This is a genomic window from Planctomyces sp. SH-PL62, from assembly GCF_001610895.1.
Taxonomy (GTDB): Bacteria; Planctomycetota; Planctomycetia; order Isosphaerales; family Isosphaeraceae; genus Paludisphaera.
Genome location: NZ_CP011273.1, coordinates 2,236,763 through 2,248,359, shown reverse-complemented (window position 1 = coordinate 2,248,359; position 11,597 = coordinate 2,236,763). Strand labels below are relative to the sequence as shown.

The window sequence follows — 11,597 nt, the reverse complement described above, 5'->3', positions numbered from 1 at the left end:
GAGTTTTAAAGATTCGATCGGATTTGATCTCGATCCTTGGGTTGGCGGCGGTCCTCTTTTGGAGCCTTTGGCCGGTCCTCCAGGGGCTTTGGGACCGCTGGTCGCGCGATCCTCGCTACGCCCACGGCCAGTTGGTCCCCGTGTTCGCCCTGGCCTTGCTGTGGGTCCGCCGCGATCGGGTCGTCGACGAGGTCAGGCGGCCGAGCTCCTGGGGGCTGGCGCTGATCATCGCGGGGGCCGTCGTGCAGGCGGCGGGGGGGTATTTCAGGCAGGAAGCCGTCGAGGCGTTCTCGCTGTTCCCTTACCTGTCCGGGATCGCGGTGCTCTGGGGGGGGCGTCGGGCGTTGAGCTGGGCCTGGCTGTCGATCGCATTCCTGGCGTTCATGATCCCGCTGCCGTGGCGTCTGGAGAACGCGCTGGGGCCGCCGCTGCAGGCCTCGGCCACCTGGGCCAGCGTCTTCGGCCTGGAGTGCCTGGGCTTTCCGGTGACGTCCGAAGGGAACATCATCCAGCTCGCCGGAGGGCGGATCGGCGTGGCCGAGGCTTGCAGCGGGCTGAGCATGTTGATGACGTTCATCGCCCTGTCGACGGCCGTGGCCCTGGTGGTCGAGCGACCCTTGCTGGACCGCGCGACGTTGGTCCTCAGCTCGATCCCGGTGGCCTGGATCGCCAACGTCGCGAGGATCACCTTGACGGGGGTGCTCTACGAGACGCTGGGGAGTCGGGCGGCGGACGCGTTCTATCACGACCTGGCCGGCTGGCTGATGATCCCGTTCGCCCTGATCCTGTACGGGATCGAAATCCGGATCCTCTCCGGTCTGCTGATCGAGGAAAGGGAGGCCGCCCCGGCCGCGGGGATCGTCCGTTGCGACGAAGGGACCGGTCCGCGGGCGACGGCGGCGACGGCGTAAAGGCGGGGAAGCTTCGCGAGGCGTTCGGGACCGGGAGGAAGGGAAGGGATGCGACGACACGATTCGATCGAGAGCGACGAGCGCGCCCCCCGCTTTGCGAGGTCGAGCCTGGTCGCGACACCGGAGAATGAGACGTGAAGGACGCGACTCGCATCATCGCCGCCGCCCTCGTCATGATCGGCGCCGGCATGGTCCACGGCGGCTGGACGGGCCGCTGGAAACCCTCGAACGCCGTCGCGGAACGGGCGGAGCGGATTCACGCGCTCCCCGTCCGGATCGGCGACTGGACGGCGGAGGAACGGCCCCTTTCCGACGCGGAGCGAGTCCTCGCCGGAGCGGTCGGGTGCCTGTCGCGGCAGTATCGGAACGGAGCGACCGGCGAGGTCGTCACGATGCTCCTGATCTGCGGACTCCCCGGGGACGTGGCCGTGCACACCCCCGAGGTCTGCTACGCCGGCGGGGGCTATGAAGTGAGTCGCCCCGCGCCGGCCACCATCCCTGGGAGCGAGCCGACCGAGCCGGCCGCGTTCTTCACCGCGACCGCCGCCCGGGGAGGAACCCCCCCGTCGCGGCTGCGAATCCTGTGGAGCTGGAACGACGGCGAGGGCTGGCGGGCGCCGAACGAGCCGCGCTGGACGTTCGCGGCCGCGCCGGTCCTCTCCAAGCTCTACGTGGTCCGAGAGGCGTCGGACCCGGAGCCTGCCGATGGGCGGGATTTCTCGCTTGAGTTCCTCGACGTGCTGCTCCCCGTCCTCGACCGCGACGTCTTCTCTCCGCCGGCGTCGGCCCCCGCCGCCCAGGCGGCGGACCGCCCGGCCGAGACGCACGTCGCCGCCTGATCGTCTTCGAGCCGTCGCGCGAACCGTCGGCCCTGATGTGTGAAGTACCCGACCGAACGACCCCGATCGCTATTCGCACGAGTGCGCCACTCATGAGACGAATTAACTACACCTATTTGGTCCTGCTCATCGTCCTCGGGGCCGTGACCGTCGGCGGGGTCTGGGGGCTCCACCGCTGGAACAAGCGCCGGCAGGCTCCCCTGCTCCTGGCACGCGCCGAGGCCCTGGAGGCCGGAGGCGACCTCAAAAAGGCGGCCGAGTCGTACCAGATTTATTTGACCCTGACCCCCGGCGACCGCGAGGCCTGGATCCGCTACGCGCGGATGGCGGACCGGGCGACGCCCCCGGGGCCCGATCGGGGATCGGTCGCCTCGATCTATGAGCAGGCCGTCCGGGTCCTCGGCGAAGACGAGGCCGTCGAGCGACGGTCGTTGGAGCTGGCCCTGGAGGTGGGGCGGATCGACGTCGCGAAGCGTCGGCTCGAATCGCTCGTCAAGCGCCTGGAGGGCGACGCGAGCCGTGGTCCCGAGGTCGCCGAGTTGGAGGAGCGGTTGGGGCGTTGCTTCCAGGACGAAGGGAAGCTCGCGGAGGCCGAGCGCTGCTATCGTCGGTCGATCGAGCGGGCTCCGGGTCGGGTCGCGGTTCGGGAACGGCTCGCCGGCATGCTGCGGCTGGACCCCGAGAAGGCGAAGGCGGCCGATGACGAGATCGAGGCGATGGTCGCCGCCGCCGAGCGCCCGGCCGAGGCCCTGGCGGCGCGGTGGCGCCACCGTCGCGACTTCGGCCTCGAGGCCGACCCGGAAGACGCCCGGAAGGCGCTGGAGCTGGCGCCCGACGATCCCGGCGTGCGATTCGTGGCGGCCCGCGCGGCGCTCGACGCGAACGACGGCGACGCCGCTCGCGGGCACCTCGCGGAGGGCGTCCGGCTCGCGCCGACCGATCGGTCGTTCCCGCTGCTGTGGGCCCGTCTGGAATCGGCCGCGGGCCGGCCGCAACAGGCCGAGCCCCTGTTGCGGGAGGCGCTGAAGGCGATCCCGAACGACATCGAGATCCAGGTCGTGCTGGCCGAGAGCCTGATCCTTCAAGGCAAACTCGACGGGGAGGACGGGGCGGAAGGGCTGGTGGATCGGCTCGCCTCGGTCGGATTGTCGCAGGGCCACGTCCGATTCCTTCGGGCCCAGGCCTTGCACCGACGCGGGCGCTGGCGCGAAGCCGTGGAGGCGCTCGACGCCGCCCGGGCGGCGCTGGCGAAGGACCCGATCGCCTGCGATCGCATCGACCTGATGCTGGCCGAATGCCACGCGCGGCTCGGGGCCGATCAGGAGAGCTTGGTCGCGCTGAGGCGGGCCGCCGCGAGCGGCGCGGGAGGGATGGGCCCTCGCCTGACGTTGGCCGCCGCGCTGGAGCGCGCGGGGAAGATCGACGAGGCGCTCCAGGTCCACCGGGGACTTCAGGCCGACCGTCCCGAATCCCTGCTCGACGAGGTTCGGCTGAGGATCTTCCTGGAGTCGGTCAAGCCCTCCTCGGAGCGCTCCTGGGAGACCGTCGAGGCTCGCCTGAAGGCCGCCGAGGCCGCGACGCCCGACCACCCCGAGGCGATCACGCTGCTCCGGGCCGACCTCCTCACGGCCTGGGGCCGGGGAGACGAAGCGTGGAAGCTCCTGGACGCCGAGGCTCGCCGCGGTCCCGATCGGCTCCCCTACCGCCTGGCGATGGCCGGGCTGGCGCTGCGGGGCGAAGGGCCTGCGCCGGGGCCCGCCTCGGCGCTGGCGATCCTGGACCGGGCGGAGCAGGATCTGGGCGGCGGGGCGGAGGTCCGACGTGCGAGGATCGACGCGGCGACCGCACTTCCCCGCGAGGAGGCCCGAGGCGTCCTGGACGACTGCGCCCGGGAACTCGCCGCGTCCACGGAGGCGGACCGGACGGGCCTGCTCGACCGCCTGGCGTCGGCGTACCATCGGATCGGCGAGTTCGACAAGGCCGACGAGTTGCTGAAGGAGCTGGGCAAGACCCTCCCCGGCGATCTGGGAGTGCTCCGAAAGCGAGCCGACGCGGCGCTGGCGAAGGGCGACCAGGCCCGGTGTCGGGAGGTCGTCGCCCTGATCAAGGAGGTGGAAGGGGAGCCGGGCGCCATCTGGCGATACGTCGAGGCCTCGTCGATCCTGCTCCGCCTCGCGGACGAGCCGGCCGAGACGCGGGCGACCCTCCTCACGGCCGCCGACGCGCTCGCACGGGACGTGTCCGATCGTCGCAAGACTTGGTGGGGAGGGCCGCTGCTCCGGGGGCGCCTCGCCGAGCTTGACGGGCGGCTCGACGACGCGGCCGGCGACTACGCGAAGGCCGTCGAACTCGGGGCCCCCCAGTCCCAGTTGGCGAGCCGGACCGTGCTGCTGCTCGCCGAACTCGGCCGCTTTCAGGAATCGGACCGCGTCGCCCAGATCCTCGCCCGGCGCGACTCGTCGTTCGAGGGGGTCCGGCTCGCCGCGGCGTGGAACGCCCTCCGCACCGGGGATTTCACCCGGGCCGTGGTCTTGACCCGCGAGGTCGTCTCGGAGCAGTCCGTGCAGGTGCTGGACCTGCTCTTCCTCGCTCGAGTCCTTGACGCCTCGGGCCGCCAGGGGGAGGCCGAGAAGCCGCTCGCCCGCGCGCTGGAGCTGGCGCCGTCGGAAGGGATGATCTGGCTCGCCTGGGTCCGGCACCTGGTCGACTCGGGCCGGGGGGCCGAGGTTCCGTCTCTGCTGGCGCGGGCGGCGAAGGTCATCGATCCGAAGTCCGCCCCGCTCGCCCTGGCGATCGCCCAGTCGGTGGCCGGGGACGACGCCGAGGCGGCTTCGCTCTTCCGCAAGGCGCTGGAGGCGAACCCCGATCACGTCGGGACGATCCGGTCGGCGGCCGAGTTCCACGTCAAGGTCTTCGACCTGGACGCCGCCCGGCCCCTCGTCGACCGTCTGCTCGACCCCCGGACCGCCGCCGGGCCGGAGACCGTCGCCTGGGCGCGGCGGGCGTCGGCCCTGTTCGCGATCGCCCCCGGCGATCCTCGGCGGATCGACGAGGCGCTCGCCCTGATCGACCTGAACCTCAAGGCGAACCCTCTCGCCGTCGAGGACCAGCGAGCCCGGGCCGTGCTGCTGACCATGCACCCCGATCGCCGCGACGAAGGGGTCCGCGAACTGGATGCCCTGCACGAGAAACACCGACTCAGCCGCGAGGACCGGTTCCTGCTGGCGAAGCTCCACGACCGGCGCGGCGATCGCGATCGCTGGCGGTCGCTGATGGCGGAGTTGATGGCCGAGCCCGGCCCCGAGGACGGCCACATCGCCGCCTTCGCCCGCCGCTCCATCGAACTGGGCGATCCGGCGGCCGCCGCGACGGTCCTGGCGAAGGCGCGCCCCCGGACGCCCGCCGACGAGCTGACTCTCTTGGAGGCCCGCTGCCTGCTGCTCCGGGCCGAGAAGCGTGAGGACGAGATCCCCGCGCTGGTCGAGGCCCAGGTCCGGAACCGCCCGGACCAGGCCGGCGCCCTGGCCTTCCTGCTGGAGTCCATCGGCCGCGTCCCGGACGCCGAGCGCGCGTTCCGGGCCTTCGCGGCCAGGGCGCCTGAAGACTCGGCTCGTCGGCTCGTCCTGGCCCGGTTCCTGGCCCAACACGACCGGATCGACGAGGCCGTCACGCTCTGCGAAGGGGCCGTCGCCGCTGGCCCGCACGTGCTGGCCCCCGCCGTCATGAACGTCCTCGGGGCCTCGAAGGCCCCGACGCCCGAGCAACGGGCGCGGCTGGCCGCCCTGGTCGAACAGGCCGCCGCCGCCTCCCCCGACGACCCCGAGGTCCTCCTCCAGTTCGCGTCGCTCAGATCCTCGCAAGGCCGCCGGGACGAGGCGGAGAAGATCTACGGCCGCATCCTGGCGACCTTCCCCGACGACGCCGGAGCGCTGAACGACCTGGCGTGGCTGCTCGGGTCGCAGGCCCGGGACCTGGACGAGGCGCTGCGGCTGGTCGACCGCGCCCTGACCGTCGTCGGGCCCGACGCTTCGCTCCTCGACACCCGGGCGATGATCCGGCTCGGCCGCAAGGAGCCCGCCGCCGCGGTCCAGGACCTGGACCAGGCGATCGCGCTGGTCCCACGGATGACCGGACTTCACATCCGACGCGCCGAGGCCCTGCTCATGTCCGAGCAGCCCGACGAGGCCCGCCAGGCACTTGAGGAGGTCGAGCGGCTCGGCGTCGCGATCGATTCACTTCCTCCCCCGGAGCGGGAGGAGTACGAGAAACTCGCCCGCAGGTTGAAATGACTCGAACCCGCGCCCCCCGCGGCCGCGGGCGGGGCGAATGACTCGCGATGCGGGCTCCCTCGAACGCCGGCAGCGATCGGCGAGGCGCCGTGGAAGGAGGTGACGGCCTCTGACGAAGCTCGGCGAAGATGGCGCGGGACCCTCGTCCCGTCTCTCCTCCTTTCGACGGAAACCCTGTCTCAAGAGGAAATTCAGATGATCTTGCGATCCTTGCGAATCGGCTTCCTGCCACTGATCGCTCTCTCCCTGATCACGTCCACGGGCCCGCCCACCCGCGCCGCCCAGGTCGCGGCGACGCGGGCTTCGAACACCGGCTACAAGATCTCGCTGTTCGGGATCAACGGGAAAGTGCTCCAGAACGCGACGGGTGTGAATCTCGCCCAGTATTATTCCAAGATCTCCGACTCCAGCCAGAACGGCTACAACTCCGCCTACGGCGCCACAGGGGCCGGCTCCGGCGAGTTCCGGACCTTCAATATCGACATTCGGGAGTCGTTGACCTCCAAGTTCGATTACGCCACGGTCTCCAACACGAGCGCCTCCGCGCTCGGCGACGACCACGGCGGCTTCCTCACGCCCGAGTACGACCGCGACATGGGGAAGGTCGGCTGGCTCCTGGCCAACTTCAGCGCGGGCCTCGTCGGAGGGGCCGGCTGGACGGGGACGATCCTCGGCACGCTGAGCGAAATCCAGCGGGCGGCCGCCCTCCAGGCGGCCGTGCTGGCGGGCGGCTACGGGGTCAACTCGTTCTTGATCGGCGGGGGCACCGGCCTTGAGAACCTCCACGTGCAACTTGCCGTGAACGCCCTGCTCGACGCGGCCCAGGGGAAGTCCGCGTTGGCCGGGTTCATCGACTATCGTCCGCAGGGTAACGGCTCCACGGCCGGTTTCAGGAACCAGGACCAGGCGTTCGCGGTCCCCGGCTCCAGCGTGGCGGCGGTCCCCGAACCCTCGACGTTCGCGATCGCGGGGCTCGGCGCCCTGGCGTTCATGGGCTACGGCCTCCGCCGTCGGCAGGCCCCCGCCCCGACGGCCTGATCGAGAAGCGATCCCCGTGGGGGCGGGCCGAACGGCCACGGCCGGACGCGCTCGACCCCGCTGTTGAAAACCAACGCCGCCCCTCGGTCCTCCTCGCGAGGCCGAGGGGGGCGACTTCCGCAGACCTGAATATCTCCGACGTCCTTCTCTGGAAACCGACGAGACGGGTTTCCGACCACCTGGGCTGCCGCGGCGCAAGAAGGTGATGGTTCCGCGCGATGTCGCGACGGACTCGCCGCTGAAGACGGAACGGCCCCTCCGGGCATCCGGGGCGGACCCCCGCCGGAAAGCCATCGACCCATTTACGGGCCTGATCGACGTTACGTCGCGCCCCCGCGGAACTGGCCTGACGGCTCGTTCCTTCGAGCCGATGGGATTCGGTGCGGCGGCGGCTCCGAAGGCGTCGGGAGTTGAGGCCCGCCGGCGATGCATCACGAAAGGAGGTGACAGTCCCCGAAGCAAGTTAGGTGAGCATGGCCCGGGACCCTCGTCCCGTTCCGCCTCGTTTCCTTTGCCCTCGTTTCGATGAACTCTATTCTGAAGAGGAACTCCAGATGACGATGCGATTCTTGCGAACCAGCGCCCTGCCGCTGCTCGCCCTTTCCCTGATCGCGGCGACGATCCCGACCACCCGCGCCGCCCAGGTCGCGGCGACGCGCGCTGAAAGCACCAGCTATACGATCTCGGTGTCCGGGGTCAATGGGAAGCCCGGCGCCAGCCGTACCGGCTCGGCAGGCCTCGCCGCGTACTATTCCAAGATCTCGGACTCGAGCCAGAACGGCTACAACTCCGCCTACGGCGCCACTGGGGCCCACTCCGGCGAGATCCGGACCTTCTGCGTCGACCTGCGGCAAGAGATGAACGGCAATCCCACGAAGTTCGATTACGCCACGGTCTCCAACACGAGCGCCTCCGCTCTCCCCGACGCCCAGTCGCCGGAGTGGACCCGCGACCTGGGCCGGGTCGGCTGGCTCGTGGCCAACTACAGCGCGGGCCTCGTCGGAGGAGGCTTCGGCTGGACGGGGTCGGCCCTCGCCGGGCTGAACGACGAGCAGCGGACGGCCGCCCTCCAGGGGGCCATCACGGTGGCCGAGTATGGGGCCACCGGGTTCTCGATCACCGGCGGCAGCACCGCCAACAACACCTTGGTGAAGAACGCCATCACCGCCCTGGTCGCCGCGTCCCTCGGCCAGTCCACCTTGGTCGGGTTCATCGATTACAGCATCCAGGCCAACGGCTCCACGGCCGGTTTCAAGAACCAGGACCAGGCGTTCGCGGTCCCCGGCTCCAACGTGGCGGCGGTCCCCGAGCCCTCGACGTTCGCGATCGCGGGGCTCGGCGCCCTGGCGTTCATGGGCTACGGCCTCCGCCGTCGGCAGGCCCCCGCCCCGACGGCCTGATCGAGAAGCGATCCCCGTGGGGGCGGGCCGAACGGCCACGGCCGGACGCGCTCGCCCCCGCTGTCGAAACCGACGCCCCCCTCGGTCCCCTCGCGAGGCCGAGGGGGGGCGACCTCAACACGTTTGGACGTCTCTGAAGGCCTTCTCCCACCGCCGACTCGGGCCGTCGCGGCACATGAAGTCGATGGTCCCACGTCTCGTCGCGTCAGTCTCGCCGTCGAACCCTCACCGGAAGGCCTTCGACCCGTGCGCGGGCGGCCCCGCCTTCGCCGGACCGTCCTGGCGATACATTCCTCCCGCGCCGGGGGTATCCGGGGCGGCGGCGGTTGCGACGACGCCGGGCGATGAGGCCCGCCGTCGACGCGGTGTGGGAAAGTGGTTGATTTCGTGCGGAGTTCTGGGCGCGGGCCGTCTGCTGTTGCATCATGAATGTCGGCTGCGAAGGGCGAAATGACGGCCACTCCCGCCCAGGGGAGCGAAGCGACCGCTTTAGCGCCGAGGGAACTGAGATCGAGGTTTTGCGAATCCCTCAGGTTCCGGCCGACGATCGGAAAATGCCGCGTATTTCCCGGCCTACATCCTCGAGTGGGGGGGCGGGTCACGTAATCGGAAGCGAGGCTGCGATGACGACGAAGCTGCCGGTACTGGAAAAATTTCGGTCCGGCGACGTCCGGGTGGGCGTGATCGGGCTGGGATATGTGGGAATGCCGCTGGCGCGGGCGTTCATCGAGAAGGGCGTCCCCGTCCTGGGGTTCGACGTCGATCCGGTGAAGGTCGCCAAGCTTCGCGAGGGCGTCAGCTACATCGGCCACATCGACTCCGAAGTCGTGCGAGGGATGCGAGAAAAGGGGTTCGACGCCACGACCGACTTCGGGCGGCTGGACGAGGTCGACGCCGTGCTGATCTGCGTCCCGACGCCACTCAGCGAGTCCCGCGACCCGGACCTGAGCTACGTCGTCGCGTCCGCCCGCGCGATCGCCGCGCGGCTGCGGCCGGGGCAATTGATCGTGCTGGAGAGCACGACCTATCCGGGCACGACCCGGGACGTGGTGCTGCCGATCCTGACCGAAGGGGGGCTCCAGCCGGGCGTCGATTTCCTGCTCGCGTACAGCCCCGAGCGTGAGGACCCGGGCAATCCGGATTTCTCGGCGCCGACGATCCCCAAGGTGGTCGGCGGGTTCGACGAGGCGAGCCGGGAGGCGGCCTCGGCGCTCTACGCGCGGATCGTGGTCCGCGTGGTCCCGGTCTCGACGTTGGAGATCGCCGAGGCGTGCAAGATCCTGGAGAACACCTATCGCGCCGTCAACATCGCCCTGGTCAACGAGCTGAAGGTGCTGTACGACCGGATGGGGGTCGACGTGTGGGAGGTCATCGCGGCGGCGAAGACCAAGCCGTTCGGCTTCCAGGCGTTCTACCCCGGCCCCGGCCTGGGGGGGCACTGCATCCCGATCGACCCGTTCTACCTGTCGTGGGTGGCCCGGAAGCACGGCCTGTCGACGCGGTTCATCGAGCTGGCGGGCGAGATCAACACGTCGATGCCCGCTTACGTCGTCGGCCGGATCGCCGACGCGCTCAACGACCGCTCCAAGCCGTTGCGAGGGAGCAAGGTGACGATCCTGGGGATGGCCTACAAGAAGGACGTCGACGACCCTCGCGAGTCGCCGGGGTTCGAGCTGATGGAACTGCTCCTGAACAAGGGGGCGGACGTCGAATATAATGACCCCCACATCCCGGTCCTGCCGACGATGCGGCACTACCCGAACCTGCGGATGTCCAGCCGGGAGCTGACGCCCGACTACGTCCGTTCTCGGGACTGCCTGCTGGTCGCCACCGACCATTCGGCCTACGATTGGCCGCGGATCGTCGAGCAGGCCAGCCTGATCGTCGACACCCGCGACGCCCTCCGGGGCGTCCCCAGCGGCCGGGCGACGATCCTCCGGGCCTGAGGCCGGGCGGACCGGATCGGACGGCGATCGTCGCGGATTTCATCCCCTTTCGAGGACTTCCATGAGCAGTCGACCGGATCGGATTCTCGTCACCGGGGGCGCGGGGTTCATCGGATCGCACCTGGTCGAGGCTCTCCTCGCGGAGGGCCGTCGGGTCCGCGTGCTCGACGACCTCTCGACGGGACGGGCCTCGAACCTGGATTCGGTGCGTGATCGGATCGAATGGATCAAGGCCGGCGCGACGGATCTGGGGGCGTGCGAACGGGCGATGGAAGGGGTCGAATACGTCTTCCACGAGGCGGCGATCCCGAGCGTGCCGCGGTCGGTGGCCGAGCCCCTGCTGTCGCACGCCAGCGGGCCGACCGCGACGATCAACGTGCTGGAAGCGGCGCGACGGGCGGGCGTGCGTCGGGTGATGTTCGCGGCGTCCAGCAGCGCCTACGGCGAGTCCGAGACGCTGCCGAAGGTCGAGACGATGCTCCCGGACCCGCTCAGCCCGTATGCGGCCGGGAAGCTCGCGGGGGAGCACTACGTCCGGGTCTACGCGCGGACGATGGGGCTCGATGGTGTGAGCCTGCGGTACTTCAACGTCTTCGGGCCCAGGCAGGACCCGTCGAGCCCGTACTCGGGCGTCATCTCGCTGTTCATCAAGGCGATGTCGCGCGGCGAGCGCCCGAAGATCTACGGCGACGGCCTCCAGACGCGGGATTTCACCTACGTCGCGGACGTCGTCCGGGCGAACCTGCTGGCCATGAAGCGGGAGAAGCCGCTCCAGGGCCGCGTGTTCAACGTCGGCGGCGGCCGGCGGATCAGCCTGCTCGACCTGATCGCGGCGCTGAACTCGGTCCTGGGGACGGACCTGACGCCCGAACTGCTCCCCCCGCGCGCGGGGGACGTGCGCGACTCGCTCGCCTGTTTGAAGCGGATCGAGGGGGAGCTGGGATACAAGCCCTCGATCGACTTCGCCGAGGGCCTGCGTCGCACGGTGGCCTCGTTCGTCGAGGCCTGACCGACGGCCGGGCCTGGATCAGAGGCCCTTGCCGCCCAGGTGCTTTCGCTTGCGGGGGCTGCGGATGCCGTTGTACTTGGGGCGCCGCCCCTTGGCGATCGGCGAGGAGTTGGCCCGCTTCCGCCACTTGCTCCCCTTGCGATGCTTCGTCTTGGACTTCATGAC

Annotated in this window: 8 protein-coding genes; 7 read left to right on the top strand and 1 reads right to left on the bottom strand. The window is 70.3% G+C overall.

Annotated elements, in window-relative coordinates:
* The first annotated feature begins 23 nt into the window (after positions 1–23).
* The 7 genes from VT85_RS08600 (at position 24) to VT85_RS08570 (ending at position 11,432) form a co-directional block, all read left to right on the top strand.
* Entirely contained in the window at positions 24–911 is an 888-nt protein-coding gene (locus tag VT85_RS08600; RefSeq protein ID WP_068413367.1) for an exosortase/archaeosortase family protein, read from the top strand.
* 134 nt (positions 912–1,045) lie between these two features.
* Complete coding sequence (locus VT85_RS08595) at positions 1,046–1,750, top strand: exosortase-associated EpsI family protein (protein ID WP_068413364.1); 705 nt, start codon at positions 1,046–1,048, stop codon at positions 1,748–1,750.
* Between the two features lie 92 nt (positions 1,751–1,842).
* On the top strand, positions 1,843–6,039 hold the full coding sequence (locus VT85_RS08590; protein WP_197491178.1) for a tetratricopeptide repeat protein: 4,197 nt from the start codon (positions 1,843–1,845) through the stop codon (positions 6,037–6,039).
* 195 nt (positions 6,040–6,234) lie between these two features.
* Positions 6,235–7,077, top strand: coding sequence for a PEP-CTERM sorting domain-containing protein (locus VT85_RS08585; RefSeq protein WP_068413358.1), 843 nt, complete (start codon positions 6,235–6,237; stop codon positions 7,075–7,077).
* A 554-nt stretch (positions 7,078–7,631) separates the two neighbouring features.
* Positions 7,632–8,477 (top strand): PEP-CTERM sorting domain-containing protein, encoded by an 846-nt coding sequence (locus VT85_RS08580; protein WP_068413355.1) that lies wholly within the window; start codon positions 7,632–7,634, stop codon positions 8,475–8,477.
* A gap of 623 nt (positions 8,478–9,100) precedes the next feature.
* Positions 9,101–10,423, top strand: a complete 1,323-nt coding sequence (locus tag VT85_RS08575) for a nucleotide sugar dehydrogenase (RefSeq protein ID WP_068413352.1) — start codon at positions 9,101–9,103, stop codon at positions 10,421–10,423.
* A gap of 61 nt (positions 10,424–10,484) precedes the next feature.
* A complete protein-coding gene (locus VT85_RS08570) occupies positions 10,485–11,432 on the top strand; it encodes an SDR family oxidoreductase (RefSeq protein ID WP_068413349.1) in 948 nt (315 codons plus the stop codon).
* A gap of 18 nt (positions 11,433–11,450) precedes the next feature.
* Here the strand turns inward: VT85_RS08570 and VT85_RS28340 are convergent, their stop codons facing one another.
* Positions 11,451–11,594 carry a hypothetical protein gene (locus tag VT85_RS28340; RefSeq protein ID WP_197491177.1) on the bottom strand — a complete coding sequence of 48 codons (144 nt, stop codon included), beginning with the start codon at positions 11,592–11,594 and terminating at the stop codon, positions 11,451–11,453.
* Between the last annotated feature and the right edge of the window lie 3 nt (positions 11,595–11,597).

Excerpts from the sequence above, each read along its gene's own strand:
- VT85_RS08570 (WP_068413349.1), top strand. The coding sequence starts at position 10,485 with ATGAGCAGTCGACCGGATCGGATTCTCGTCACCGGGGGCGCGGGGTTC.
- VT85_RS08575 (WP_068413352.1), top strand. The coding sequence starts at position 9,101 with ATGACGACGAAGCTGCCGGTACTGGAAAAATTTCGGTCCGGCGACGTC.
- VT85_RS08580 (WP_068413355.1), top strand. The coding sequence starts at position 7,632 with ATGACGATGCGATTCTTGCGAACCAGCGCCCTGCCGCTGCTCGCCCTT.
- VT85_RS08585 (WP_068413358.1), top strand. The coding sequence starts at position 6,235 with ATGATCTTGCGATCCTTGCGAATCGGCTTCCTGCCACTGATCGCTCTC.
- VT85_RS08590 (WP_197491178.1), top strand. The coding sequence starts at position 1,843 with ATGAGACGAATTAACTACACCTATTTGGTCCTGCTCATCGTCCTCGGG.
- VT85_RS28340 (WP_197491177.1), bottom strand. The coding sequence starts at position 11,594 with ATGAAGTCCAAGACGAAGCATCGCAAGGGGAGCAAGTGGCGGAAGCGG.